General features: G+C 70.1%; 22 protein-coding genes. 10 read left to right on the forward strand and 12 right to left on the reverse strand.

Features of this window, described 5'->3' with window-relative positions; genetic code table 11:
* The first annotated feature begins 136 nt into the window (after positions 1-136).
* Complete coding sequence (locus AQI94_RS09085) at positions 137-1,804, forward strand: fumarate hydratase (RefSeq protein WP_031042019.1); 1,668 nt, start codon at positions 137-139, stop codon at positions 1,802-1,804.
* Between the two features lie 206 nt (positions 1,805-2,010).
* Here AQI94_RS09085 and AQI94_RS09090 read toward each other — a convergent pair whose 3' ends face one another.
* A complete protein-coding gene (locus AQI94_RS09090) occupies positions 2,011-3,183 on the reverse strand; it encodes an epoxide hydrolase family protein (protein WP_031042017.1) in 1,173 nt (390 codons plus the stop codon).
* 87 nt (positions 3,184-3,270) lie between these two features.
* On the opposite strand from AQI94_RS09090, the gene AQI94_RS09095 reads away from it, so the two are divergent.
* The 4 genes from AQI94_RS09095 to AQI94_RS09110 all read left to right on the forward strand — a co-directional run bounded on the left by AQI94_RS09095 (position 3,271) and on the right by AQI94_RS09110 (position 8,505).
* Complete coding sequence (locus AQI94_RS09095) at positions 3,271-3,846, forward strand: CGNR zinc finger domain-containing protein (RefSeq protein WP_031042014.1); 576 nt, start codon at positions 3,271-3,273, stop codon at positions 3,844-3,846.
* A gap of 71 nt (positions 3,847-3,917) precedes the next feature.
* Positions 3,918-5,321, forward strand: a complete 1,404-nt coding sequence (locus AQI94_RS09100; protein WP_031042011.1) for a class II fumarate hydratase — start codon at positions 3,918-3,920, stop codon at positions 5,319-5,321.
* Between the two features lie 72 nt (positions 5,322-5,393).
* Positions 5,394-6,086, forward strand: a complete 693-nt coding sequence (fomD, locus tag AQI94_RS09105; protein WP_031042007.1) for a cytidylyl-2-hydroxypropylphosphonate hydrolase — start codon at positions 5,394-5,396, stop codon at positions 6,084-6,086.
* A 295-nt stretch (positions 6,087-6,381) separates the two neighbouring features.
* A complete protein-coding gene (locus AQI94_RS09110) occupies positions 6,382-8,505 on the forward strand; it encodes a SpoIIE family protein phosphatase (RefSeq protein ID WP_031042005.1) in 2,124 nt (707 codons plus the stop codon).
* A 65-nt stretch (positions 8,506-8,570) separates the two neighbouring features.
* On the opposite strand, the gene AQI94_RS09115 is transcribed toward AQI94_RS09110, so the two are convergent.
* A complete protein-coding gene (locus AQI94_RS09115; protein WP_031042003.1) occupies positions 8,571-10,919 on the reverse strand; it encodes a transglycosylase domain-containing protein in 2,349 nt (782 codons plus the stop codon).
* Between the two features lie 251 nt (positions 10,920-11,170).
* Between AQI94_RS09115 and AQI94_RS09120 the strand changes: the two genes are divergently transcribed.
* From AQI94_RS09120 to AQI94_RS09140, 5 genes are all read left to right on the forward strand, one after another.
* A complete protein-coding gene (locus AQI94_RS09120; RefSeq protein WP_031042000.1) occupies positions 11,171-12,073 on the forward strand; it encodes an SPFH domain-containing protein in 903 nt (300 codons plus the stop codon).
* A complete protein-coding gene (locus AQI94_RS09125) occupies positions 12,070-12,342 on the forward strand; it encodes a hypothetical protein (protein WP_031041997.1) in 273 nt (90 codons plus the stop codon). Before AQI94_RS09120 ends, AQI94_RS09125 begins: the two co-directional genes overlap by 4 nt.
* Positions 12,343-12,459: 117 nt before the next feature.
* Positions 12,460-12,984 carry a PadR family transcriptional regulator gene (locus tag AQI94_RS09130; protein ID WP_031041994.1) on the forward strand — a complete coding sequence of 175 codons (525 nt, stop codon included), beginning with the start codon at positions 12,460-12,462 and terminating at the stop codon, positions 12,982-12,984.
* Entirely contained in the window at positions 12,981-13,667 is a 687-nt protein-coding gene (locus AQI94_RS09135; protein WP_031041991.1) for an ABC transporter ATP-binding protein, read from the forward strand. The genes AQI94_RS09130 and AQI94_RS09135 overlap by 4 nt, the downstream gene beginning before the upstream one ends.
* Positions 13,664-16,024, forward strand: a complete 2,361-nt coding sequence (locus tag AQI94_RS09140) for an FtsX-like permease family protein (RefSeq protein WP_031041988.1) — start codon at positions 13,664-13,666, stop codon at positions 16,022-16,024. Before AQI94_RS09135 ends, AQI94_RS09140 begins: the two co-directional genes overlap by 4 nt.
* Positions 16,025-16,046: 22 nt before the next feature.
* On the opposite strand, the gene AQI94_RS09145 is transcribed toward AQI94_RS09140, so the two are convergent.
* From AQI94_RS09145 to AQI94_RS09190, 10 genes are all read right to left on the reverse strand, one after another.
* Positions 16,047-16,475: a hypothetical protein gene (locus tag AQI94_RS09145; RefSeq protein WP_031041985.1), complete on the reverse strand. Its 429-nt coding sequence runs from the start codon at positions 16,473-16,475 to the stop codon at positions 16,047-16,049.
* 4 nt (positions 16,476-16,479) lie between these two features.
* On the reverse strand, positions 16,480-16,878 hold the full coding sequence (locus AQI94_RS09150) for a roadblock/LC7 domain-containing protein (protein WP_037941850.1): 399 nt from the start codon (positions 16,876-16,878) through the stop codon (positions 16,480-16,482).
* Positions 16,879-16,920: 42 nt separating this feature from the next.
* Entirely contained in the window at positions 16,921-17,739 is an 819-nt protein-coding gene (locus AQI94_RS09155) for a hypothetical protein (RefSeq protein ID WP_037941846.1), read from the reverse strand.
* 154 nt (positions 17,740-17,893) lie between these two features.
* On the reverse strand, positions 17,894-19,237 hold the full coding sequence (locus AQI94_RS09160) for an AI-2E family transporter (RefSeq protein ID WP_062229677.1): 1,344 nt from the start codon (positions 19,235-19,237) through the stop codon (positions 17,894-17,896).
* Between the two features lie 134 nt (positions 19,238-19,371).
* The gene (locus tag AQI94_RS09165) at positions 19,372-20,037 is read right to left on the reverse strand and encodes an aggregation-promoting factor C-terminal-like domain-containing protein (RefSeq protein ID WP_031050603.1); all 666 of its coding nucleotides are present in this window, start codon (positions 20,035-20,037) and stop codon (positions 19,372-19,374) included.
* Between the two features lie 7 nt (positions 20,038-20,044).
* Positions 20,045-20,728: an aggregation-promoting factor C-terminal-like domain-containing protein gene (locus AQI94_RS09170; protein WP_031050601.1), complete on the reverse strand. Its 684-nt coding sequence runs from the start codon at positions 20,726-20,728 to the stop codon at positions 20,045-20,047.
* A 440-nt stretch (positions 20,729-21,168) separates the two neighbouring features.
* The gene (locus AQI94_RS09175; protein WP_031050599.1) at positions 21,169-22,494 is read right to left on the reverse strand and encodes a PhoH family protein; all 1,326 of its coding nucleotides are present in this window, start codon (positions 22,492-22,494) and stop codon (positions 21,169-21,171) included.
* Positions 22,495-22,818: 324 nt separating this feature from the next.
* Positions 22,819-23,592: an isoprenyl transferase gene (locus tag AQI94_RS09180; RefSeq protein ID WP_031050596.1), complete on the reverse strand. Its 774-nt coding sequence runs from the start codon at positions 23,590-23,592 to the stop codon at positions 22,819-22,821.
* Between the two features lie 669 nt (positions 23,593-24,261).
* The gene (locus AQI94_RS09185; RefSeq protein ID WP_031050593.1) at positions 24,262-25,053 is read right to left on the reverse strand and encodes a methyltransferase domain-containing protein; all 792 of its coding nucleotides are present in this window, start codon (positions 25,051-25,053) and stop codon (positions 24,262-24,264) included.
* 127 nt (positions 25,054-25,180) lie between these two features.
* Positions 25,181-26,053: an LLM class flavin-dependent oxidoreductase gene (locus AQI94_RS09190; protein WP_031050590.1), complete on the reverse strand. Its 873-nt coding sequence runs from the start codon at positions 26,051-26,053 to the stop codon at positions 25,181-25,183.
* Between the last annotated feature and the right edge of the window lie 19 nt (positions 26,054-26,072).

A 26,072-nucleotide genomic window follows, 5' to 3' on the forward strand; every position in this document is an offset into this window, starting at 1 on the left:
GACTAGGGCTGTGGACAACTCTTGGCGAACCGACTGAGCCTTACCTCACAAGCTGCCGGGCTTGGACAGGTTCTAGGCTGGTGAGGCCCGCCAACGGAGGCGGGTGGTCGACCCGCAGAGTGAGGAATGGGCTGAGATGCCTGAGTTCGCGTACACCGATCTGCTCCCCATGGGAGAGGACACCACCCCCTACCGGCTGGTGACCTCCGAGGGTGTCTCCACCTTCGAGGCCGACGGGCGGACCTTCCTCAAGGTGGAGCCGGAGGCGCTGCGCAAGCTCGCCGAGGAGGCCATCCACGACATCCAGCACTACCTGCGCCCGGCCCACCTCGCCCAGCTGCGCCGGATCATCGACGACCCCGAGGCGTCGGGCAACGACAAGTTCGTCGCGCTGGACCTGCTGAAGAACGCGAACATCGCGGCGGCGGGCGTCCTTCCGATGTGCCAGGACACCGGCACGGCGATCGTCATGGGCAAGCGCGGGCAGAACGTCCTCACCGAGGGCGGTGACGAGGCGGCGCTGTCGAAGGGCATCTACGACGCGTACCTGAACCTCAACCTGCGCTACTCGCAGATGGCCCCGCTGACCATGTGGGACGAGAAGAACACCGGCTCCAACCTCCCCGCGCAGATCGAGCTGTACGCGACCGACGGCGGCGCGTACAAGTTCCTGTTCATGGCGAAGGGCGGCGGCTCGGCCAACAAGTCGTTCCTCTACCAGGAGACGAAGGCCGTCCTGAACGAGGCCTCCATGATGAAGTTCCTGGAGGAGAAGATCCGTTCGCTGGGTACGGCCGCCTGTCCGCCGTACCACCTGGCGATCGTCGTGGGCGGCACGTCCGCCGAGTACGCGCTGAAGACCGCCAAGTACGCCTCCGCGCACTACCTGGACGAGATCCCCGCCGAGGGCTCGGAACTCGGGCACGGCTTCCGGGACAAGGAGCTGGAGGAGAAGGTCTTCGAGCTGACGCAGAAGATCGGGATCGGGGCGCAGTTCGGCGGCAAGTACTTCTGCCACGACGTGCGGGTCGTACGACTGCCCCGGCACGGCGCCTCGTGCCCCGTCGCGATCGCGGTCTCCTGCTCGGCCGACCGCCAGGCCGTCGCGAAGATCACCGCGGAGGGGGTCTTCCTGGAGCAGCTGGAGACGGACCCGGCGCGGTTCCTGCCGGAGACGACGGACGACCACCTGGACGAGGCCTCCGACGTCGTCCGGATCGACCTCAACCAGCCCATGGAGTCGATCCTCGCCGCGCTCACCAAGTACCCGGTGAAGACGCGGCTCTCGCTCACCGGTCCGCTGGTCGTGGCGCGTGACATCGCGCACGCCAAGATCAAGGAACGCCTCGACGCGGGCGAGGAAATGCCCCAGTACCTGAAGGACCACCCGGTGTACTACGCCGGTCCGGCGAAGACGCCCGAGGGCTACGCGTCCGGTTCGTTCGGCCCGACCACGGCCGGCCGCATGGACTCCTACGTCGAGCAGTTCCAGGCGGCGGGCGGCTCCAAGGTGATGCTGGCCAAGGGCAACCGGTCCGCCCAGGTCACCAAGGCCTGCGACACCCACGGCGGCTTCTACCTCGGCTCCATCGGCGGCCCGGCCGCCCGCCTCGCCCAGGACTGCATCAAGAAGGTCGAGGTCGTCGAGTACGAGGAGCTCGGCATGGAGGCGGTCTGGAAGATCGAGGTCGAGGACTTCCCGGCGTTCATCGTGGTCGACGACAAGGGCAACGACTTCTTCCAGGACCCGGCACCCGCGCCGACGTTCACCAGCATCCCGGTCCGGGGTCCTGGCCTGGCCTGAGTCGCGGTCCCTGGCCGCGTCGGGCCACGATTGCCTCGCGGCTTCGGCCTGGTCGGCGAGCGCTCCTTGCCGCGCCCGGCGCCATGGCAGCGCCCGCCACGGCAGTCAGGATCCGGACGACGTCGGATCCGCTGCCCGACGATCGGCGGCCCCGGTAGAAGCCTCCAGCCCCCCCCCGGCGGACGCCGGGGGGGCTGGAGCTGCGTTCACCGGTTGGCGGCCAGCACTGCGGCGAGGCCCTCCTGCAGGTCTTTGACGAAATACTCGGGCACCTCCAGCGACGGGAAGTGTCCCCCGGCTTCGGGCGACCTCCATCGGACGATCTGTCGGTACCGCTCCTGTGCCCAGGGGCGCGGAGACTTCTCGATGTCGCGGGGATACATGGTGATGGCCGACGGGACGTCGACCCGAAGTCCGGGGTCCAGCGAGTTGTGGCTCTCGTAGTAGATGCGGGCCGCCGATGCGCCGGTCCGCGTCAGCCAGTACAGGGTGACGTCGTCAAGGATCCTGTCCATGGACAGCGTCTCGAACGGGCTGTCTTCGGTGTCCGACCACTCGGCGAACTTGTCGAGGATCCAGGCAAGAAGCCCGACCGGTGAGTCGACGAGCGAGTAGCCGATGGTCTGCGGCCGGGTCGCCTGCTGCTTCGCGTACGCCGCTCGGTGCCGCCAGAAGTCGCGGGTTTCCTCGGTCCACTTGCGTTCGACCGCCGTCAGCCCCTCCGTGGTCAATCCGGGCGGCGCCTCCGCGAACAACGTGTGGATGCCGAGCACCTGCTCCGGGAACCTGCCGCCGAGAACCGTGGTGATGTTGCCTCCCCAATCCCCACCGTGGGCCGCGAACTTGCTGTAGCCGAGCCTTCCCATCAGTTCCACCCACGCGGCCGCGATCTTTTCGGTGCCCCACCCGGTGGTGGCCGGCTTGTCGCTGTAGCCGAAGCCCGGTAGCGACGGGACCACGACGTGGAACGCCGGCGCGTCCGCGTCCTGCGGATCTGCCAGCTCGTCCACGACGTCGACGAACTCGGCGATACTGCCCGGCCAGCCGTGCGTCAGGATCAGAGGAGTGGCCTCCGCGCGCGCGGACCGGCGGTGCAGGAAGTGGATTCCCAGATCATCAATGGTCGTGCGGAACTGGCCGATTCGGTCGAGGCGCTCCTCGAACGACCGCCAGTCGTACCCGGTGCGCCAGTAGTTCACGACGTCGACGAGGTCGGAGAGCGGAACGCCCTGTTCCCATCGGCGAGCCCCGGGCGCGGCGCGATGGACCGTCTCGGCCTCCGGCAGTCGCGCGGCGGCCAGTCGCGCGCGCAGGTCGTCGAGGTCGGCGTCGGTCGCGCGGGCTTCACATGCTTGCACGTCGCCGGTCGGACGGGACATGAGACCTCCTGGCCATCGTGGAACCGTCTAAGACGGTTCCAGCGTGACAGGTCTTCCCGCCAACAAGCAACCGGCTAAGGTGGTTCCATGCGCGCCGACTTCCCTGACTTCCGCCTCGGCAAGGTGCTGGCGACCAGCTTCACGGGGACCCTGTCGGAGCGTCATGGCGACGCTGTGGAGCGCATTCCCACGCCGCACCGACTCGTCGACTGGCTGGCGGTGAACGGCCTCACTGTGGACTCCTGCACCCCTGCCCAGCTCGACCTCGCCCGGGAACTGCGGGAGTCGATCCACGCCGCCGCGACGGCGGCCGCGATCCAGGACGCGCTCCCTGCGTCCGCCGTCCAGGTCATCAACGACCGCAGTATTCAGGGCAGGGCCGCGCCGGTTCTGACGCCCGAGGGCGAGCGGCGATGGCGGCTCAGCTCGGCCTCCCGTGTGGAAGACGCCCTCGGCGTGATCGCCGCCGACGCGATCAGCATCATCGCGGGCGAACGAGACGGAAAACTGGCCCTGTGCGCCTCCCCGACCTGCCAAGCCGCCTTCTTCGACACCAGCCAGAGCCGCACCCGCAAATGGTGTGACATGAACACCTGCGGGAACCGCCAGAAGAAGGCGCGCTTCAACGCCAACCACCGAAAAGGCACCAGATCAGCGGAGTGATCGGTCCGGCGATCTGCGGCAGGAATAGCCCCGGCGGTCACGGACGCTGACCACGACGGAGGTGATCGGCAGTGGCCGACGAGCAGCAGGAACAGGCGTTTCGCATCGAGCACGACTCCATGGGCGAGGTCCGTGTCCCGGTGGACGCCAGGTGGCGGGCCCAGACCCAGCGGGCCGTGGAGAACTTCCCCATCTCAGGGCAGCGGATCGAGCGGGCGCACATCGAGGCGCTGGCCCGGATCAAGGGGGCCGCCGCGAAGGTGAACGCGCGGCTGGGCGTGCTCGACAAGGACATCGCCGAGGCGATCCAGGAGGCCGCCGACGAGGTGGCCCGCGGGGACTGGGACGCGCACTTCCCGATCGACGTCTTCCAGACCGGCTCCGGTACCTCGTCCAACATGAACACCAACGAGGTCATCGCGACACTGGCCACCGAGCGGCTCGGCCGTGACGTGCACCCCAACGACCACGTCAACGCCTCCCAGTCGTCCAACGACGTCTTCCCCTCCTCCATCCACATCGCCGCCACCGCCGCCGTCACCCGGGATCTCATCCCCGCGCTCCAGCACCTCGCCGACGCCCTCGGCCGGAAGTCCGAGGAGTTCTCCGACGTCGTGAAGTCGGGGCGGACGCATCTCATGGACGCCACCCCGGTGACGCTGGGCCAGGAGTTCGGCGGGTACGCCGCCCAGATCAGGTACGGCGTCGAGCGCCTCAACGCCTCCCTGCCCCGCCTCGCCGAGCTGCCGCTGGGCGGTACCGCGGTCGGCACCGGCATCAACACCCCGCCCGGTTTCTCCGCCGCCGTCATCGAGGAGGTCGCCCGCACCACCGGGCTGCCGCTGACCGAGGCGCGGGACCACTTCGAGGCGCAGGGCGCCCGGGACGGGATCGTGGAGACCAGCGGGCAGCTCAGGACCATCGCGGTCGGGCTGACGAAGATCGCCAACGACCTGCGGTGGATGTCCTCCGGCCCCAGGACCGGGCTCGCCGAGATCTCCCTGCCCGACCTCCAGCCCGGCTCCTCGATCATGCCGGGCAAGGTCAACCCGGTGATCCCGGAGGCGGTGCTGATGGTCGCGGCCCAGGTCATCGGGAACGACGCCACGGTCGCCACCGCCGGAGCGGCCGGCAACTTCGAGCTCAACGTCATGCTGCCGGTCATCGCGAAGAACGTCCTGGAGTCGGTCCGGCTGCTCGCCAACGTCTCCCGGCTGCTCGCCGACCGGACCGTCGACGGCATCGTCGCCCACCGCGAACGCGCCCGGGAGTACGCCGAGTCCTCGCCCTCCGTGGTCACCCCGCTCAACAAGTACATCGGGTACGAGGAGGCCGCGAAGGTCGCCAAGAAGGCACTCGCGGAGCGGAAGACGATCCGCGAGGTCGTGCTGGAGAACGGCTATGTGGAGCGGGGCGACCTGACGGCCGAGCAGCTCGACGAGGCGCTGGATGTCCTGCGGATGACACGGCCGTAACCTTTCCCGGCGGCGGCGTGAACCGTGACACGCACCGCAGCGTCGTATGCCTATGGCACCTAATATCTGTTCATGGCAGACGGTGGAGCGGTGAGAGCGGTGGAAGCAGGTACGTCGGCGCACTTCTGGGAGCCCGGGAGTCAGATCCTGTGGCGTTACCGGGAGAACGCGGGCGCGCACTTCCACATCGCCCGCCCCGTCACGGTCGTACTCGACGACGAGGACCTGCTCGCCGTGTGGCTGGCGCCGGGCACCGAGTGTGTGAGACCGGTGCTGGCCGACGGCACGCCGGTGCATGCCGAGCCGCTGGAGTCCCGTTACACCAAGCCGCGTTCGGTCCAGCGGGACCGCTGGTTCGGCACCGGGGTGCTGAAGCTGGCGCGGCCGGGGCTGCCATGGTCGGTGTGGCTGTTCTGGGAGCCGGGCTGGCGGTTCAAGAACTGGTACGTGAACCTTGAGGAGCCGCTGACGCGTTGGGCCGGGGGTGTGGATTCCGAGGACCACTTCCTGGACATCACCGTGGATCCGGACCGCGGTTGGCAGTGGCGGGACGAGGACGAGTTCGCGCAGGCCCAGCGGGACGGGCTGATGGGCCCGGACCTGGCCGAACAGGTCCGGTCGGCGGGGCGTTCCGCGGTGGAGGTGATCCGCGCCTGGGGCCCGCCGTTCTCGGACGGCTGGCCCGACTGGCGGCCCGATCCGTCCTGGACTGTGCCGCTCCTTCCGGAAGACTGGGACCGTACGCCCGCGCACTTGTCCTCATGAGACCCTTGATGCGCCCCCGGGCTGCAAACGTAGGATCGTCCTCCGCAAGAGCGCGCAGCGACAACTACCGGAGCGGGCACTGTGCTTGACCGATCGTCACCGAGGGGCGGCAGGACGTGAGCGTGGGGTACGAGGGCAACACCGGTACGGGCCGCGGAAGGTTGACCAAAAACGCAGGAACAGCCCCTGACCACGCGGGAATTCCGTTCCTGGGACACGCATTCCGGGTATCGGGATTTCGGCGGGACCAACTGCGCGTACGGCGTGCAGCCCCGGACGGACGGATTCGACACGCGTGACGGAGCACCCGACCTCCTTCGAACGCCCCCAGCCGGGCGTCGACCCCACGGACCCCCGCGGGGCGCTCCTGCGTTCCCCGGCGCCACCGCCCGCCCAGGGCGTCGAGGCGCCGGCCGCTTTACCCGTTCAGGCCCGCTCCGGTGATCCCACGCCGGAGGCGGCACCCGTGGTCCAGAGCAGCAACAGCACGACCGGGAGGACCGGCAACCACAAGGACATGGGCATGAACCCGGCCGGTACCGGCCCCGAGCACTCCCAGCCGGCCGCCGCGGAGCCGGACCCGCACCGGCCGCGGCCCGTCACCGAAGGGGTCCCGGTCCAGCCGGGCGGTGCGGACGAGCGGCCGTCCCAGAGCGGCGACGAACGCCGTACCGGCCAGACGCTGCCCCCGGGCCGGCCCACGCCGATGCGGCGCGACGGGGACCGGCTGCGCTTCGTGGGCGCGGCGACCCGTCGGATCGCCCGCGGTATCGACCTGGACGAGATCGTCATGGGTCTGTGCCGGGCGACCGTGCCGACCTTCTCGGACGCGATCCTCGTCTATCTGCGCGACCCGCTGCCGGTCGGCGACGAGCGGCCCACCGGCCCGCTGGTGCTCCGGCTGCGGCGCAGCGACCGCATCCCGCAGCAGGAGCGGGACCTGGAGGACGGCATCCTTCCGGTGCCGGTGCCGGAGAACCCGACCGAGCTGGACGCGCTCGGCACCGAACTGTGCGAGGTGCAGCCCGGCAGCGCGCTCGCCGAGGTGCTGCGTGGGGTGCGGCCGGTCTTCACGGACACGCCCGCTGCCCATGCCGCGCTGCCGGAACTGCTCGGCGAGGGGTGCGAGTTCGCCGTCCCCGGCGGGCGCCGGGCGATCCTCGCCCCGCTGCGCGGCAGGCGCCGGGTCATCGGCGCCGCCCTGTTCCTGCGCCGCCCCGACCGTGTCCCCTTCGACCCGGACGACCTGCTCGTGGCCGCGCAGCTCGCCACGCACAGCGCGCTGGGCATCGACAAGGCGGTCCTCTACGGCCGTGAGGCGTACATCGCCGACGAGCTGCAGCGCACCATGCTGCCCGAGACGCTCCCCCGGCCGACCGGGGTACGGCTGGCCTCGCGCTATCTGCCGGCCGCCGAGACGGCCCGGGTGGGCGGTGACTGGTACGACGCGATCCCGCTGCCCGGCAGCCGGGTCGCGCTGGTCGTGGGTGATGTGATGGGGCACTCCATGACGTCGGCGGCGATCATGGGCCAGCTGCGGACCACGGCCCAGACGCTGGCCGGGCTCGACCTGCCCCCGCAGGAGGTGCTGCACCACCTCGACGAGCAGGCCCAGCGGCTCGGTACGGACCGTATGGCGACCTGCCTGTACGCGGTCTACGACCCGGTGTCGCACCGGATCACCATCGCCAACGCGGGCCATCCGCCGCCGGTGCTGCTGCACCTGGGCGGGCGGGCCGAGGTGCTCCGGGTGCCGCCGGGCGCGCCGATCGGTGTCGGTGGCGTGGACTTCGAGGCCGTGGAGCTGGACGCGCCGGCCGGGGCGACCCTGCTGCTGTACACCGACGGGCTCGTCGAGTCGCGGCTGCGGGACGTGTGGACCGGGATAGAGCAGCTGCGGGAGAAGCTCGCCGCGACCGCGCAGCTCACCGGTCCGGACCATCCGCCGCCGCTGGAGGCGCTGTGCGACGAGGTGCTCGACATGCTCGGTCCCGGCGACCGGGACGACGACATCGCGCTGCTCGCGGCTCGGTTCGACGGGATCGCGCCGAGCGACGTGGCGTACTGGTTCCTGGAGCCGGAGGACGCGGCACCGGGCCGGGCCCGGCGGCTGGCGCGGCGGGCGCTGTCGCGTTGGGACATGGAGGATCTGACCGACTCCGTCGAGCTGCTGGTCAGCGAGGTCGTGACGAACGCCGTGCGGTACGCGACCCGTCCGGTGACCCTCCGGCTGCTGCGGACCGATGTGCTGCGGTGCGAGGTCGGTGACGACGTGCCGCAGCTGCCCCGGCTGCGGCAGGCGCGGGCCACCGACGAGGGCGGGCGCGGGCTCTACCTCGTCAACCGGCTCGCCCGGCGGTGGGGCGCCACACGGTTGAGCACCGGCAAGGTGGTGTGGTTCGAGCTCAACAGGGGCTGACGCGGTCCGGTGAAAAGCGAGGAGGGGCGCCCGGTGAGAACCGGGCGCCCCTCCTCGTGCTCTCGCTACTGATCGCCGTTCGGGTCGAACGGGTTCTCCGGCGTGGTCGTGATCTCTGCCGGAGTGCTCTGTTCACCGGTCGGCGGGGTCTGCGACGGCGTCTGGGACGGGGTCTGCGACGGCGTCTGGCTCGGCGTCTCGCTCGGTGTCTCCGACGGCTTCTCCGTGGTGGGCGTCTCCGACGGGGTCTGGCTCGGCGTGTTCGACGCGGTCGGGGTCCAGGTCGGCTGGACCGCGGCGCCCTGGTCGGTGTCCAGGTCGAACTTGATGTTCTCGCCCGCGACGCCGAAGGTGTACGCCGCCCAGATCTCCGCGGGGAAGCCACCGCCGTTGACGCGGTCGAGGCCGGCCGTGTTGTACAGCTTGCTCTGCCCGTGGGTCTTGTAGTCCTCACCGAACAGACCGACCGAGGTGACCAGGTCCGGGGTGTAGCCGGTGAACCAGGCCGACTTGTTGTCGTCGGAGGTACCGGTCTTGCCGGCGACCTTGCGGCCGTCGCGGGCCGGGTTCTGCTGGACGGACTTCTTGGCCGTACCGTCGTCGACCACGCCGGTCAGCACGGAGGTCACCGTGTCGGCGGCCTTGCGGCTGATCACCTGTTCGCCGATCGGGTCGGGCATCTGGAACTCGGTGCCACCCTGTTCCGCCGCCTTGATGATGGTCGGCGTGACCTGCTTGCCGTGGTTGTCGAGCGTGGCGTACACACCGGCCATCTGGATCGGGCTCGCACCCATCGTGCCCAGGGTGTAGGCGGGCAGCGGCCTCAGCTTGCCGGTGTCCATGCCCAGCTTGGTGGCGGTCGCCAGCACCTTGTCCATGCCGACGTCCACGCCCATCTGCGCGAAGACGGAGTTGATGGACTTGTTCATCGCCGTCTGCACGGTGACCTTGCCGTAGTCGGCGTCGTCCTCGTTCTCGGGACCGAAGCCGACCTTGTTGCCGTTACTGTCCACGACCTGGCGCTTGCTGGTGCCGTCGTAGATCGTGTTGGCGCCGATCGCCTTGCCGTCCTGTGTCTCGGAGGCGTTCTCCAGGGCGGCGGCGAGGATGACCGGCTTGAAGGTCGAGGCGGGCTGGTAGTCGGTGCGGTTGGCGTTGCTGATGTAGTGCTTGGTGTAGTCCGAGCCGCCGTAGAGGGCGACGATCTTCCCCGTCTTGGGGTCGACGGAGGCGGCGCCGGCCTGGACGTTCTTGTCGACCTTGCGCTTCTTCGGGTCGAGTTGGCTGGTCAGCTGGGTCTTGACCGCCTTCTCCAGCTGGGCCTGCTTCTTCTTGTCGATGTTCAGGGTGATGGTCCACCCCGAGTTCTCGACCCGGGCCTCCGCCTCGTCCTGGGTGATGCCCTCCTTGGCCACCAGCTGTTTCTCCAGCTGCTGTTTGGCGAGCTTGATGAAGTAGCCCTTCTGCCCCTCCATGCCCGGGGCGGCCTTGGGCTCCTTGGGCACCGGGAAGGTCATCTCGGCGCGCTTCGTCTTGTCCAGCCAGCCCTGCTTGACCATGTTGTCCAGGACGTAGTTCCAGCGGGCCGTGACCAGTTTCTTGCCGGTGTCGCTGGCGGCCGCCCAGTCGTACTGGCTCGGAGCCTGGAGCAGCGCGGCGAGATAGGCGCCCTGCTCGACGCTGAGCTTGCTGGCGTCGACGCGGTAGTAGTCCTGGGCGGCGGCCTGGATGCCGTAGGCGCCGCGGCCGTAGTAGCTGGTGTTGATGTAGCCCGCGAGGATCTTGTCCTTGGGCGTCTCTCGGTCCACCTTCAGCGAGATGACCAGTTCCTTCAGCTTGCGCGTGACGGTCTGGTCCTGATCGAGGTAGTAGTTCTTGACGTACTGCTGGGTGATCGTGGAGCCGCCCTGTTTGCCCTTGCCCGACAGGGTGTTGAACAGTCCGCGGGCGATGCCCTTGAAGTCGACTCCCGCATCCGTGTAGAAGGTCTTGTTCTCCGCGGCCACGAAGGTGCGCTGCACCGGCTTGGGCACCTCGGAGAGGTCGACGATCTCGCGGTTGGTGTCGCCCTCACGGGCCATGACCGAGCCGTTGCTGTACTTGTAGATGTTGCTCTGTTCCTGAGCCTTCGCGTTGCCCTTCGGCACGTCGATCATCATGTACATCACGACGAAGGCGCCGATGCCGAGCAGGCAGAAGGCGAAGAACGTGCCGAGGATCTTCTTCCAGGTGAAGAGCCGGCGTATGCCGCTCTTACCGTTCTTCGCGCCCTTCTTACCTCGGGCGGCGGCCTTGCGCGCCGCGGCCCTGCCGCCGGTGGCGATGCCCTCGCTCGGCGTCCCGGACGAGCGCGTGGGCGGCGCCGCGCGGCGGCCACCGCGCTGACGTGCTCTTCTCTCTTCCGCTCGTCCCATGGGTCGACTCGCTCCGCTTCCTCATCGGCGGCCACACAGGTTCGTGGCACAGGTCAGCTCAGAAAGCTAACACCGGTCCATATGACACAGGGCCCTCGATCCGGCCCCGGGCGGGCGTGAGAATCAGCACCCGCCTCCTCGGAACCAGACCTCCGAGAGGGCGTCAAGGTTGCCGGAACGGGGTAAAGTGATATCACTTAGATAGAGCAGCGCTAGCCGCTCTCCGTGAGATCGAAGGATGGGGGACCCCTATGTCCATGGACGACTCGGTACCCGACATGCCCGCCCCGCGCGTGCGGGAGTTCGCCGCGCACAGCATCGGGGGCGCGCTCGCGCTGCTGCTGGGCCTGGTCGGGCTGCTGCTCGCCGTCTTCCTGTTCGCCGCGAGCGGGGAGAGCCCCGGGTTCGCCGTCGGCGGGGTCCTCGTGCTGATCGCCGCGCTCATCTCCCTGCGCGGCCTGAACACGGTCGCGCCGGGCGAGGCCCGGGTCGTCCAGCTCTTCGGGCGCTACAAGGGCACCATCCGCCAGGACGGCCTGCGCTGGGTGAACCCCTTCACCTCCCGGACCAAGGTCTCCACCCGGGTCCGCAACCACGAGACCGCCGTCCTCAAGGTCAACGACGCCTACGGCAACCCGATCGAACTGGCCGCTGTCGTGGTGTGGAAGGTCGAGGACACCGCGCAGGCCACCTTCGAGGTGGACAACTTCGTGAAGTTCGTCGCCACCCAGACCGAGACGGCCGTACGCCACATCGCCATCGAGTACCCCTACGACGCCCACGAGGAGGACGGGCTCTCGCTGCGCGGCAACGCCGACGAGATCACCCAGAAGCTCGCCACCGAGCTGCACGCGCGCGTGGAGTCGGCCGGCGTGCAGATCATCGAGTCCCGCTTCACGCACCTCGCCTACGCCCCCGAGATCGCCTCGGCGATGCTCCAGCGGCAGCAGGCCGGCGCGGTGGTCGCCGCCCGGCGGCAGATCGTGGAGGGCGCGGTCGGCATGGTCGAGGAGGCGCTCGCCCGGATCACCGAGCGGGACATCGTGGAGCTGGACGAGGAGCGCAAGGCGGCGATGGTGTCCAACCTGATGGTGGTGCTGTGCGGTGACCGCGCCCCGCAGCCGGTCCTCAACACCGGGACGCTCTACCAGTGACGGCACCGTCCGAGGGGGGCTCCCCCGAGCGGCGGCCTCAGCAGCGCAAGCAGGTGCTGCTGAGGCTGGACCCGCTGGTGTACGAGGCCCTGGCCCGGTGGGCCGGGGACGAGCTGCGGTCGGCCAACGCGCAGATCGAGTTCCTGCTGCGCAGGGCTCTGAGGGAGGCCGGCCGGCTGCCCGGCGACACCGGGCCGCTGCCGCGCCGGGGGCGTCCACCCAAGGGCGCCAAGGGCGCCGACGACGCCGGGGGTGCCGGGGACGCGTAGAGCCCGCGTAGCAGAACCGTGACAATCGGCCCTCACCTGCGGCTGCTCACCCCCTGGGAACCACCTACACACTCCGCGTATACATAGTGGGTATACACCGCGTGTACAGTCCTCTCCATGTCCATCGGTCACACCCTCCTAGGGCTCCTGGAGTCCGGGCCCCGCCACGGTTACGACCTCAAGCGGGCCTTCGACGAGAAGTTCGGTCACGACCGGCCGCTGCACTACGGCCAGGTCTACTCGACGATGTCGCGGCTGCTGAAGAACGGGCTCGTCGAAGTCGACGGGATCGAGCCCGGCGGCGGCCCCGAGCGCAAGCGGTACGCCATCACGGACGCCGGGGTCACCGACGTGCAGCAGTGGCTCGCGACGCCCGAGAAGCCCGAGCCGTACCTGCAGTCCACGCTGTACACCAAGGTCGTCCTCGCGCTGCTCACGCACCGGGACGCCGGCGACATCCTCGACAACCAGCGCGCCGAGCACCTGCGCATGATGCGCATCCTCACCGACCGCAAGCGCAAGGGCGACCTCGCCGACCAGCTGATCTGCGACCACGCCCTGTTCCATCTCGAAGCCGACCTGCGCTGGCTGGAGCTGACCGCCGCGCGTCTCGACAAGCTCGCGGAGGTGGTGGTCAAGTGACCCCGGCCGGTTCTCTGCTCGTCGCCGACGAGCTGCGCAAGACATACGGTCCGACCGTCGCGCTCGACGGCGCCCAGTTCTCCATCCACCCCGGCGAGGTCGTCGCCGTCATGGGCCCCTCCGGGTCCGGCAAGTCGACCCTGCTGCACTGTCTCGCCGGGATCGTTCCGCCGGACTCGGGCTCGATCACGTACAACGGCCGCGAGATGGCCACGATGAACGACGCCGAGCGCAGCGCTCTGCGGCGCTCCGAGTTCGGCTTCGTCTTCCAGTTCGGGCAGCTCGTCCCCGAGCTGACCTGTGTGGAGAACGTGGCGCTGCCGCTCAGGCTGAACGGCACCCCCCGCAAGGAGGCCGAGAAGGCCGCCCTGGGCTGGATGGAGCGCCTGGAGGTCGACGATCTGAGGAAGAAGCGGCCCGGTGAGGTCTCCGGCGGCCAGGGGCAGCGCGTGGCCGTGGCCCGGTCCCTGGTGACCAACCCGCGGGTGCTGTTCGCCGACGAACCGACCGGCGCCCTCGACTCCCTCAACGGCGAGCGGGTCATGGAGCTGCTCACCGAGGCCGCCCGGTCCACCAACGCGGCCGTCGTCCTCGTCACGCACGAGGCACGGGTCGCCGCCTACTCCGACCGCGAGATCGTCGTACGGGACGGGAAGTCCCGGGACATGGAGCGGGTCGTATGAGTCTCAGGCAGTGGTGGCGGGACCTCGCCATGGGGGTCCGGTTCGCCTTCGCGGGCGGCCGTGAGGGATGGGTGCGGGCGCTGCTGACCGCGGTCGGGGTCGGGCTCGGGGTGGCGTTGCTGCTGCTGACCACCGCGCTGCCGAGCGCGGTGGCGGTCCGGCATCAGCGCGAGGCCGACCGTACGGACATCACGTACAGCGACAAGATCATCCCGAAGGCGGCCGACACCCTGCTGGTGGCCTCCAGCGGGACCACCTTCCGCGACACGGACATCCGCGGGCGCGAGCTGGAACCCGAGGGCCCGAAGGCGCCCCTGCCGCCGGGGGTCGGGAAGTTCCCGGCGGTCGGGGAGATGGTGGTCTCCCCCGCGCTGAAGGAACTGCTGGACTCCAGCGACGGCAAGCTCCTGCGCGCGCGGCTGCCGCAGCGGATCGTCGGCACCATCGGTGAGAGCGGACTGATCGGTTCCGCCGAACTCGCCTACTACCGGGGCGCCGAGGGACTCGCGGCGCAGGGCATCACCGGCGGACGGATCACCCGCATCGACCGGTTCGGGAACCCGAGCCCGGTCCAGGAACGCACCGACCCGGTGCTGGTCCTGCTGGTCCTCGTCGTCTTCGTGGTGCTGCTGATGCCGGTCGCCGTGTTCATCACCGCCGCCGTGCGCTTCGGCGGCGAGCGTCGCGACCGGCGGCTCGCGGCCCTGCGCCTGGTGGGCGCCGACGGCCGCTCGACCCGTCGGATCGCCGCCGGCGAGGCGCTCGCGGGCGCGGTGCTGGGACTGGTCCTGGGCACCGGGTTCTTCCTGATCGCACGTCAGGTGGCGGGTTCCGTGGAGGTGTTCGGGGAGAGCGTGTTCCCGAGCTACCTCGACCCCTCTCCCCTGCTCGCCCTGCTGGTCGGTCTCGCGGTGCCCGCCGCGGCCGTCCTGGTGACCCTGCTCGCCCTGCGCGGAGTGGTGATCGAGCCGCTCGGCGTGGTGCGAACGGCGAAGCCCTCGCGGCGCCGGCTGTGGTGGCGGCTGCTGCTGCCGCTGGCCGGGCTCGGAATGCTCTACCCGATGGTCGGACAGGGCCGCGACGGCGGCGACTTCAACCAGTACCTCGTCACCGGCGGGGTGGTCCTGCTGCTGGTCGGCGTGACCGCGCTGCTGCCGTGGATCGTCGAGGCGGTCGTCGCCCGGCTCGGCGCGGGCGGAGTTTCCTGGCAACTGGCCGTGCGCAGGCTGCAGTTGAGCAGCGGTACGGCGGCCCGGATGGTCAACGGCATCGCCGTGGCGGTGGCCGGGGCGATCGCGCTCCAGATGCTGTTCGCCGGCGTCGAGGGCGACTACTCGGAGGACACCGGATACGACGTCTCCCGGGCGCAGATGCAGGTGAGCGTTCCTGAGGGGAAGACGCTCGCCGCGACCGCCCGGCAGCTCGCCGCGACCAAGGGCGTCCAGGACGTGTACGCCTTCGACGAGGGATACGCCAACGACGGGCAGGGCGACGACGCGCACTTCGGCCGGGTCACCGTCGCCGACTGCAGGTCCCTGCGACAGGTGGCCGAACTGCCCTCCTGCCACGACGGCGACGTCTTCGCCTCCCACGTCGCACCGGACGCGGACGGCTCCGGCCAGCACAACGCCGACGGCGAGTCGGGCGTGGCGGCCAAGCCCGGCAAGACGCTCTACTTCGACACCTCCGAGGACCCGGCGAAGCCGACCTCGGTCACCTGGACCCTGCCGAAGACCCTCAAGCAGGCCCGGTCGATCCCGGACCCCACGGGCTACCGGCGCGGCGGCATCCTGGTCACCCCGGGCGCCTTCTCCGCGAAGGCCGCGGCGGGGGTGCGCGGCGAGATCTACGTGCACCTGGACGAGTCGATGCCGGACGCCCGCGAGTACGTCCGCAACACGGCGGCCCGGATCGACCCGCTCGAAGAGCCGATGACCTGGGTGTCCGTCAAGCGCAACGACCGCTTCGACACCATCCGCACCGGCCTGTTCATGGGCGCCGTCTGTGTGCTGGCCCTGATCGGGGCGAGCCTGCTGGTCTCCCAGCTGGAGCAGTTGCGTGAGCGCAAGAAGCTGCTGTCGGCGCTGGTGGCCTTCGGGACCCGGCGGCGCACCCTGAGCCTGTCGGTGCTGTGGCAGACGGCGATCCCGATCGTGCTCGGTCTGCTGCTGGCCCTGGCGGTGGGGCTGGCGCTGGGCGTGGTCCTGCTGCGGATGACGGGCACCGCGGTGCGCGTGGACTGGCCGAGCGTGCTGTCGATGACCGGCGCGGGGGCGGCGGTGGTCCTCGTGGTGACCCTGCTGAGCCTGCCGCCGCTGCTGAGGCTGATGCGGCCGGACGGGCTGCGGACGGAGTAGCCGCCCGCAGCCGGGCGTCCGCTCAGAGGCTGTACTCCTTCACCACCCGCCGGACCTGGGCGAACAGCATGCCGACGTTGACCGACTTGCGGCAGACCACGACGGCCACGACGTCCTGCTGTTCGTTCATCCGCACGAACAGGTGCGTGAGGTTCTCGCTGTTGACCAGGATCTCCTGGAAGAAGTGGTTGTCGCTGGCCATCCCGCGACGTTCCTTGAAGACGTCCTCGATCATCACGACCGTACGGCCCTGGAACAGGTCGAGCGTGGCACCCGCCAGGAGATCCAGGACCTCCGGCGGGTGGTTCTCCACCGTCTCGTACGACAGCAGCATGCCGGTGGACATGTCGACCACACCGGACGCGACACAGTCGGGGGCATCGGTGCGCAGGGACTTGACCAGGCCCATCACCTGGTCGGAGAAACCTGAGGTCATACGCTTCGTCGCCATCCCTTCAGACTCCTTCTGGTGCTTTCTCGGTCGCCTGGTCCGTGAGGATCGAGCCGATCCGGTTCAGGGTCGGCTGGGTCGCCCGGTGCAGGTGGTCCACGTCCATGCCCTCGTCACCGAGCACGACCATCAGGGCGGTGTCGCCGACGGCGTAGAAGGCGGCGCAGCCGTGGCTGCCGTACGTCACGGTCCGGCGCAGCGTGCCGCGGGCGGACGCCTGCGCGGTGCGCCGGGCGAGGCCGAGGCCGGCCGCGGCGAGCGCGGCGAGCCCTTCCGGGTCGATCGAGTCGGCGGTGTCCGCGGCGATGAGCAGCCCGTCCGCGGCGGCCAGCGCGGTATCCGTGATTCCGGTGACCTGTTCGCGCAGACCGCGCATTTCGAGCGCCAGAGCTTGGTGATCCATAGATTCAACTCCCCTGATTCTGTTCGCGTCTGATCGGCTTTTTCATGTGGGTGTTCCGTTTCGGAGTCGGAAGAAATTGCCGGGTTTTCGGCGGGGCAGATCGGTTCTCGCCGGAGCCGGGGACTGCTCCACCGGCGGGGGCCTGCGGGGCCGCAGTTCGTCGCCGTCGGGGAGAGGGCGCACCGCGACGGGCGCGGGCGGTCCCGCGCACACCAGGAGCCCTTCGTCGAGCATCCGCGCCACCTCGACCGACACCGTGTAGACGCCCCGTCCGACCCGGAACGCGAGGTCGCGGGCCGTGTTGCGGCCGTCGGCGTGCGTGAGCAACTCGCTCCGCAGGGACCCCGGTCCGGCGTCCGTGCCCGAGCGCACGGGGCGTTCCCGGTCGGGGTGCACGGGGTGCGGCAGGGCGGCTAGGGCGGTGAGCCTGCGGAGCGCGTCCTGGAGCAGCCGCAGGGGCGGCTCACCCAGCGGGACCTGCGCGAACGGCTCCGCGGTGGCGTGGCGTTCACACTCCTGCACCCGGCCCGCGGCCATCGCGAACGCGGCGTCGTGCAGGGCCAGCGCGCACACCACCCTCAGCTGCGCGGCCCCCGCGTAGCCGTGCGCGATGAGCGCGGTGGCCGGCCAGCGCGAGCCGCCCGACTCCCGCACCAGCTCGGCCCACTGCTCGCCGCTGACCCGCCCGGAGCGCAGCAGCAGCGCCTCGGGCCCCGGGGCGCCGGGCGACTCCACGGCGACCACCCGGCCGTCCCCGAAGTGGAAGGTGCCGCCCGGTGTCCCGGTGACGCGCAGCTCTCCGGTGAAACCGTCACGACCGCACGCGGCCAGGGCCTGAGCCAGGTGTTCGTGGCCCGACATCGCACCCCCCGCCGTCTCGCACATACGCCTGACGCGTAGCACTGAGGAGGGAAGGTGTATCAGTCCGGGCGCATATTCCGAGGGCGGGTTTGCTACCTGCCGTTAGTTGACGGAAGTTGAGTTGGCGGGCCGCTCAAAACATTCTGTTCGGCGCTCATTTGACCGAATCGGAGGCAGGTTTTTCAGGGTCCGGTGGCGGTTCCGCGGCGCTCTCCTCGCCGGTGACGACCTCATCCTCGATCTCGGGTGGCTCCGACTGTTCCTCGGCGTAGGCCTTGAGGTAGCTCACCACCGTGTTGGTCACGGCCACCAGCGGTACGGCGACCACCGCGCCGCCGATGCCGGCCACCATGCCGCCCGTCGCGACCGTGAGGACCACCGCGAGCGGGTGGACGCGCACCGCGCGCCCGAGGATGAACGGCTGCAGGATGTGGCCCTCGATCTGCTGGACGGCGAGGACCACCGCGAGGGTCATCACCGCCGTGAACACGCCCTGCGTCACCAGCGCGACCAGCACCGCCAGCGCACCGGAGGCGACCGCGCCCACCAGCGGGATGAACGAGAACAGGAAGATGAACACGGCCAGCGGTACGGCCATGGGGACGTCGAGGAAGTAGATCCCGATGCCGATGAAGACGGCGTCGATGAGCGCCACCAGGACCGTGCCGCGGACGTAGGCGGTCAGGGTGCGCCAGGCGCGCGGGCCGGCGCCGGCCACGGCGGGACGGGCGGCCGCGGGGACCAGCTTCAGCGTCCACTCCCAGATGCGCCGGCCGTCGTAGAGCAGGAAGAGGGTGGAGAAGAAGGTCAGCAGGATGCCGGTGAGGGCCTCCACGACGACCTGGACGCCCTCCAGGCCCGCCGAGGTGATCTGGTCGGTGTTGGCGCCGACCGCCTCGCGCAGGTTCTTGGCGATCTGGTTGATCTGCTTGTCGGTGACGTGGAAGGGGCTCTTCAGCAGCCAGTTGCGCAGATCGTCGATGCCGCTCTGGATCTGGTTGGAGAGGTCGTCGATGTTCTCCATGACCTGCCAGGTCACGAACCAGCCCATGAGCCCGATGACGACGAAGCCGAGGATCGCGGTGAGAGCCGTGGCGGGGCCGCGCGGGACACCGTGCCGCATCAGACGGGCCACCGTCGGCTGCAGCAGAGCGGTGATGAGCAGGGCGACGACGAACGCGAAGACAACGAGCTGTACGGAGCTGATGACCCGCATCAGCACCCAGACGGTGCCCGCGAGGATCAGGAGCCGCCAGCCGGCCTCGGCGGCGACCCGTACGCCCCACGGCACGGCCTGCGCCGGGTCGGGGCGGGGCACCAGCACGACGGGCGGGCGGGAGGCGGTGCTCGCCGGCTTCTTCCGCCTGCGCTCAGGCGGTGCGGCGGCGTCGGCCTCGGCCTCTTCGCGGGCCACCTCCGCCCGGCGCTCGTCCAGCCGGTCTCCCACATCGGTCAGCCGGGCACCGAGCCGGCCGATCCACCCTGGCACTCGCGACATGATCCGTCCTCTTCCCCCGTCTCTCCTCACCACTCCCCCCTGGAGTCGTCCGGTCCGACCGTACATGGCACAAGCCCCTCCCCCTAGGACGGGGAGGGGCTGCGGGAGGTTGAGCGGCCGGGGGCGGTCCGTGATCAGTAGTTGCCGTGAGCCTGCCAGTAGGCCCACGCGTCACAGGGGCTGCCGTAGCGGACGTTCATGTAGTTCAGGCCCCACTTGATCTGGGTGGCCGGGTTGGTCTGCCAGTCGGCGCCGGCCGACGCCATCTTGGAGCCGGGCAGGGCCTGGACGAGGCCGTAGGCGCCGGACGAGGGGTTGACGGCCAGGTAGTTCCACGTGGACTCGTGGTCCACGATGTTGCTGAAGCACTGGAACTGCCCGCCGGGCACGATCTGGCGCGCGATCGCCTGAACCTGCGCGGCCGTGTACGAACTCCGCACCGGGAAGACGCCGGAGGCTGCCTTGGCCTCGCGCTCCTTCTTCGCCTTCTCCTCGGCGGCCTGCCGCTTGGCCACCGCGGCCTCGGCGGCCTGCTTGCGAGCCGCTTCCTCCGCCGATGTCCTGGCGACGGCGTCCGCGGCGACGGCCTGTGTGTCGGCCTGCCGGGTCAGCGCGACCGTCTGCACCTGGGCCTGCCGGCCCTCGGGTATGTCCGCGAGGAGCGTCGCGTCGCCCGCCGACGCCTGGTCGTCGCCGGCGGACGGTGCGGTGCCCGCCTGGGCGACTCCCATGACGGCACCGACAGTGGTGACCGCCGTGGCCGAGACCACGGCGAGTCCACGCGCGGAGGTCCGGCTCATGTCCGGCTCAGTACCAGTGGTTGGCCTGCCAGAACGACCAGGCCTCGCAGGGGCTGCCGTACCGGCTGTCCATGTAGTTGAGGCCCCACTTGATCTGGGTGGCCGGATTGGTCTGCCAGTCGGCGCCGACCGACGACATCTTGGAGCCCGGCAGGGCCTGGAAGAGACCGTAGGCACCCGAGGAGGCGTTGACGGCCCGGTAGTTCCAGCTGGACTCGTGGTCCACGATGTTGCTGAAGCACTGGAACTGCCCGCTCGGCACCATCGAGGAAGCCATCGCCTGGATCTGCGCGACGGTGTACGAGCTCTGCACCGGGAAGCTGGAGGAGCTGCGGCTGGCCTTCTCCTTGGCCTCGGCGCGCTCCTTGGCTTCCTTGGCCGCCTGCTCGGCAGCCTCCTTCTTCTCGATCGCGGACTTGGCGGCGGCCTTGCGGGCCGACTCCTCCGCGACCTTCTTGGCGCTCGCGTCCGCGGCGATGGCCTGAGTGTCGGCCTGCTGCGTGAGGGACGCGGTCTGCACCTGAGCCTGCTCACCCGCGGGGATGTCCGCCAGGAGCGTCATGTCGGCTGCCGTCGCCTCGGCGTCGTTCGGCTGCGCGACACTGCCGGAGGCAACTCCGACAACGCTTCCGACAGCGGTGACCGCGGTGGCGGAGGCCACTGCGAATCCCCGGACCGAAATCGGGCTCACACGGTTTCCTTCCAGCATCGCCCGCTTCGGTGACCCTGGCGGACGCAATCGTGCCCCTGAACACTGGCCTCCCAACTGCGGGGTCACGGGAGGCGCGGGCCCGGTGGGCAACTCCCTTGCAGGGAGCGCCGCGTGGTGCGCGGGCGGCATACGACGGACGGTATGGAGTTGGTCGTGGTGTTGCTGTGGTGCCGTACCTCCCCCGCTACCAAAAGTGCGGGGGTACCCCCAGGGGTACAGGTGTGCCGTATGCGGGGCCTGACAGAACCGAGACTCTGCCGTAACCGGACGCCGGGTGGCAATTCTGAGTTGCGTGTGAAAGCTCACATCCCGTTTGACCCCAGGGATTTCGAGAAACCTCGACACGCGAAGGCGCCGCCCGGCTAGGCTCTTGGCCTTTCCGGACGGCGCCGACTTGCTTCGGGTTTCCCCGAACTGCCTTAGATCTGGCCGTCTTCGAGCATTTCGGTCACAAGGGCCGCGATCTGGGACCTCTCGGACCTCGTCAGCGTGACGTGGGCGAAGAGGGGGTGCCCCTTCAGCTTCTCCACCACGGCGACCACACCGTCGTAGCGACCGACGCGCAGATTGTCCCGCTGGGCCACGTCATGGGTCAGAACGACCCGTGAATTCGCGCCGATTCGGGACAGAACGGTGAGAAGTACATTCCGTTCCAGGGACTGCGCCTCGTCCACGATCACGAACGCGTCGTGGAGCGAGCGGCCACGGATGTGGGTGAGCGGCAGGACCTCCAGCATCCCGCGCGCGGTGACCTCCTCGATGACCTCGCGGCTGGTGACCGCGGACAGCGTGTCGAAGACCGCCTGCGCCCAGGGGCTCATCTTCTCGGACTCGGAGCCCGGCAGATAGCCGAGTTCCTGCCCGCCCACCGCGTACAGCGGCCGGAAGACCATCACCTTCTTGTGCTGGCGGCGCTCCAGGACCGCCTCCAGACCCGCGCACAGCGCGAGCGCCGACTTGCCGGTGCCGGCCCGGCCGCCCATCGACACGATCCCGATGTCCGGGTCCAGCAGGATGTCCAGCGCGATGCGCTGCTCCGCGCTGCGGCCCTTGATGCCGAACGCCTCCCGGTCGCCGCGCACCAGGCGGACGTTGCCCTCGGGCGAGACCCTGCCGAGCGCCTTGCCGCGCTCGGAGTGGATGGTCAGCCCCGTGTGCACGGGCAGGTCGGACACCTCGGGGACGTAGACATGGCCTTCGTCGAAGAGGATGTCCACCTGCTCGCCGGCCAGGGTCAGCTCGGACATTCCGGTCCAGCCGGAGGAGCCCGTGATGGCGAGTTCGGCGCGGTACTCCTCGGCGAGGAGACCGACCGAGGACGCCTTGATCCTGAGCGGGAGGTCCTTCGAGACGACGGTGACGTCGTACCCCTCGGCCTGCAGGTTGCGGGCGACCGCGAGGATGCGGGAGTCGTTGTCCCCCAGGCGGTAGCCGCTGGGCAGCACGCTGGGGTCCGAGTGGTTGAGCTCGACACGAACGGTTCCGCCCAGGTCCCCGATCGGGATGGGTGCGTCGAGACGGCCGTGCCGGACCCGGAAGTCGTCGAGCAGGCGCAGGGCCTGCCGGGCGAAGTAGCCGAGTTCGGGATGGTGCCGCTTGGCCTCCAGTTCCGTCACCACGACGATGGGAAGCACGACCTCGTGCTCGTCGAAGCGGCTCAGGGCGTTGGGGTCCGACAGCAGAACACTGGTGTCGAGGACATAAGTGCGCCGGTCTGGCTTGTGGCGCTTTGTGCTGGTCACCACGGAAGGACGTACCCCCTCGGAAGAGGTCGGGGAGCGACGGAGTGGAGCTGGACCGGTCGACGGCCCGTTTGCACGGGCCGGGAACCGGCCCTCCACTGCTTCTTCCGTGCCGAGACCGCACGGTAAGGCTGGTGCAAAGGGCCTCCCGGGCGGACGGCCCCGTGCCGCCCGCTGAGATCCGACACCCGTGGTTCGGGCGTCGACCTGACTGGCTTATGCCCTCGAACATGCGGTGCCATGCCAGTGCATATGACGGCGCCCTGGTGAACTCCTAGTTACTTCTGTCCCGAACGGGGTAGTCGAGCACTCTTTGCGGGGCGCCCGTCAGCCGCCGTAGCGCCGGTGGCGGGCCGCGTAGTCGCGCAGCGCGCGCAGGAAGTCGACCTTACGGAAGGCCGGCCAGAAGACCTCGCAGAAGTAGTACTCCGAGTGGGCGGTCTGCCACAGCATGAATCCGGACAGCCGCTGCTCGCCGCTGGTACGGATCACGAGGTCGGGGTCGGGCTGGTCGCCGGTGTAGAGATGGCGGCCGATCATGTCGATGTCGACGGCCTCGGCGAGCTCCTCCATCGAGGCGCCCTTGTCGTGCGCGTCAAGGAGCATCGACCGTACGGCGTCGGCGATCTCCTGGCGGCCGCCGTAGCCGATGGCGACATTGACGAGTATTCCGTCGACGTGGGCGGTGGACTCCTCCGCCTCCTTCAGCGCCGTCTGCATCGGGGCGGGCAGCAGGTCCGGGGTGCCGACGTGGTGGACCCGCCAGCGGCCGTCGGCGGCGAGGGTGCGCACGACGTCCTCGATGATGCCGAGGAGGGGGCCGAGCTCCTCCGGCGGACGGTTGAAGTTGTCCGTCGACAGCAGCCAGAGGGTGACGACCTCGACATCCGTCTCGGAGCACCAGCCGAGGAACTCCTCGATCTTCTCCGCGCCCGCGCGGTGGCCGTCGACAGGGGTGGAACCGGCGGCCTTCGCCCAGCGCCGGCTGCCGTCCACGATGACCCCGATGTGCTTGGGCACCTGGGCGTGGTCCAGGTGGCCCTCCACCCGGCGTGCGTAGAGCCTGACCAGCAGGCCGCGCAGCTTGTCGCGCAGGTTCACGTGAAAGTCAGCCCCTTTGAGATGGCGGTCCCCGCGGCTAGAGCGTACCGGGGGCTTCCGGGCGCCAACTGCGCGGGGCCTTCTGGCGCCTGGGCGGCCGCGGGTCGTCGGGGACCGGCCGCACCCCTGCGGCGGAGCGTCTGCCGGCCTGTGCCCCGCGCCCTGGCGGGTACCCCGGCCGACCCTGTCATGCGTGTCTCGGAGCACAAAAAAACGGGCCGGTCCGTGGGGGGGAGACGGACCGGCCCGAGGGGGGGTTTCCACCATAACCCTTCGTGAGGGATGGCGGGTGCATCGGCGTGCCACAACTACTCTCCGGAGTCGGGTGGCGACGGCGCGGTGGCCGGCCGAAGCCCTGTTCATGGGGGTTTCGTGGCCGAATCGCGGCGGAATCATGGGGGCGTGAGGCATCGCCCAAGCGGGTGACTCCGGGTCGGAACGTTTCTTTGACGCCGGGAAGTGGGCGCGGCACCGCGCAGCCCCCTCCTCTGCGCGGTGCCACCGCGCAGCTTTGCTGGCGCGAATTGCCTCTCCTTGAATTTACGTCAGCCGAGGTCCGGAAGCGAGCCGCCTGGGATAACGATGTGGAAACCCCGTGAAGACCATGGATATACGGGGCAGATCGGCCCTCGTTGAACCCATTGTCCGCTTTGCAGTCATCTGGGCTCGCTACGAGGCCGAGGGTTTGCGGGCCACGAAGAGATGACGGCTGCTGTGGGCGACGAAGGGCCCCTCGGCCTCGATCCGCTCGTGCAGGGACCGCAGTCGGGGCTCGTACTCCTCGACGGTGAAACCCGGGACCATCCACACCACCTTGCGCAGGAAGTGGACGACGGCGGCGATGTCGTGGAACTCGACCCGCAGCCGCTCGGCACGCAGGTCGACGATCTCCAGTCCGGCGGCCTCGGCGGCGGCGCGTTCACGCTCGGGACGGCGGTCCGAGCTCTGTCCCGCGGGCTGCGGCCCGAGGAAGTGCTCGACCAGCTCGAAGACGCTGCGCGGGCCGACGTGCTGAGCGAAGTACGTGCCGCCGGGCTGGAGCACACGGGCGATCTCCGGCCACTGGGGGCTGACCGGGTGCCGGCTGCTGACCAGGTCGAAGGTGCCGTCGGCGAAGGGCAGCGGCGCGTCCTCCGGGGCGGCGACGACCACGATGCCGCGCGGGCGCAGCAGCGCGGTGGCCTTGGCGATGTTCGGTGGCCAGCCCTCGGTGGCCGCGGCCAGCACGGGCGTCTTGACCCCCTGGCCGAGGGCGAAGTCCATGACCTCGCCGCCACCGGTCTGGATGTCGAGCAAGGCGGTGGCCGCGGCCAGCCGTCCGGCGAGGGCACGCGCGTACCCCCACGACGGCCGCGCCTCGGTGGCCCGCCCCGCGAACCACGAGAAGTCCCAGCCCTCGGTGGGCACGGCGGCGCCCTCGGCTACGAGGTCCTCGAATGTGCGGGCGTGTCGGGAGGTCATGGGGTGATCGTGGCAGGGGGGTGGAGGCGGGCGCCCCTCATTTTCGCCACCCTGGATTGCAGCGGTGCTCATTTTCGCCACCGCTCGTTTTCGGCACCGGGGCGGGCGCCGGTACTGCGGCGGTCCCTCATGGCACCAGCGGCCGGACGTCGCGCGCCACGAAGCGTATGAAGCCCTCCGGGTCGGGCTCGTCGGCCGTCGGCTGGAGGACGACCGTGTCGGCGCCGGCGTCGGCGAGCCGCTGGACGGCCTTGGCGACGGCATCCGCGTCTCCGGCGGCCCCGAGGTCGGGCACGTCGGCGAGGCCCTCCTCGGTGAGTTCGGCGCGCAACCGGGCGGTCGCGTCGGGCCCGGTGGCGGTGAGGAGGTAGACGACGACCCGGTGCGGTTGCGTGCGGCCCGCCTTCAGCCGTCCCTCGTCGATGAGCCGCCGGGCCCGGCGGACGCCCTCGGGCGGGGTGCCGGCGGTGAGCACCGTGCCGTCGGCGGCCTCGCCGGACAGGCGGAGGGTGCGCGGGCCGGTGGCCCCGGTGAGCACCTCGACGGGGCCGGCGGGCGGCCAGTCGAGGGCGACGTCGTCCAGGGTGACGTACCGCCCGCGGGTGGTGACGCGCTCTCCTGCCAGCAGGGCCCGCAGTGCGAGGAGATGCTCGCGCAGCAGGGTGAGGGGCGACTCGGCCCGCGCTCCCACCTGCCCCATCCAGTCCTGCACTCCGTGGCCGATGCCGAGGGCCGCCCGTCCCGGGAACATCCGGTGCAGGGTGGCCGCCTCCATCGCGGTGATGGCGACGTTGCGCAGGGGGACGGGGAGCAGGCCGACGCCGATCCGCACCCGCTCGGTCCACGCGAGGGCGGCGGCGGCCGTGGAGATCCCGCCCTCCCGGAAGCAGTCCTCCCACAGCCAGAGCTCTTCGAGCCCTCTCTCGTCGGCGAGCCGGGCGAGGGCCCGCAGCCGCTCGGGAGGGAGTTGGGGACGGAACACCGCGCCGAGTCCGGTCATGCCGCCCTTCCTACCCAGG

The organism is Streptomyces pseudovenezuelae, from assembly GCF_001513955.1.
Lineage (GTDB): Bacteria > Actinomycetota > Actinomycetes > Streptomycetales > Streptomycetaceae > Streptomyces > Streptomyces pseudovenezuelae.

Bases quoted from the DNA above. Each gene is read 5' to 3' on its own strand.
- AQI94_RS09085 (WP_031042019.1), top strand. From the start codon at position 137: ATGCCTGAGTTCGCGTACACCGATCTGCTCCCCATGGGAGAGGACACC.
- AQI94_RS09090 (WP_031042017.1), bottom strand. From the start codon at position 3,183: ATGTCCCGTCCGACCGGCGACGTGCAAGCATGTGAAGCCCGCGCGACC.
- AQI94_RS09095 (WP_031042014.1), top strand. From the start codon at position 3,271: ATGCGCGCCGACTTCCCTGACTTCCGCCTCGGCAAGGTGCTGGCGACC.
- fomD (WP_031042007.1), top strand. From the start codon at position 5,394: ATGGCAGACGGTGGAGCGGTGAGAGCGGTGGAAGCAGGTACGTCGGCG.
- AQI94_RS09115 (WP_031042003.1), bottom strand. From the start codon at position 10,919: ATGGGACGAGCGGAAGAGAGAAGAGCACGTCAGCGCGGTGGCCGCCGC.
- AQI94_RS09120 (WP_031042000.1), top strand. From the start codon at position 11,171: ATGTCCATGGACGACTCGGTACCCGACATGCCCGCCCCGCGCGTGCGG.
- AQI94_RS09130 (WP_031041994.1), top strand. From the start codon at position 12,460: ATGTCCATCGGTCACACCCTCCTAGGGCTCCTGGAGTCCGGGCCCCGC.
- AQI94_RS09140 (WP_031041988.1), top strand. From the start codon at position 13,664: ATGAGTCTCAGGCAGTGGTGGCGGGACCTCGCCATGGGGGTCCGGTTC.
- AQI94_RS09145 (WP_031041985.1), bottom strand. From the start codon at position 16,475: ATGGCGACGAAGCGTATGACCTCAGGTTTCTCCGACCAGGTGATGGGC.
- AQI94_RS09150 (WP_037941850.1), bottom strand. From the start codon at position 16,878: ATGGATCACCAAGCTCTGGCGCTCGAAATGCGCGGTCTGCGCGAACAG.
- AQI94_RS09155 (WP_037941846.1), bottom strand. From the start codon at position 17,739: ATGTCGGGCCACGAACACCTGGCTCAGGCCCTGGCCGCGTGCGGTCGT.
- AQI94_RS09160 (WP_062229677.1), bottom strand. From the start codon at position 19,237: ATGTCGCGAGTGCCAGGGTGGATCGGCCGGCTCGGTGCCCGGCTGACC.
- AQI94_RS09165 (WP_031050603.1), bottom strand. From the start codon at position 20,037: ATGAGCCGGACCTCCGCGCGTGGACTCGCCGTGGTCTCGGCCACGGCG.
- AQI94_RS09185 (WP_031050593.1), bottom strand. From the start codon at position 25,053: ATGACCTCCCGACACGCCCGCACATTCGAGGACCTCGTAGCCGAGGGC.
- AQI94_RS09190 (WP_031050590.1), bottom strand. From the start codon at position 26,053: ATGACCGGACTCGGCGCGGTGTTCCGTCCCCAACTCCCTCCCGAGCGG.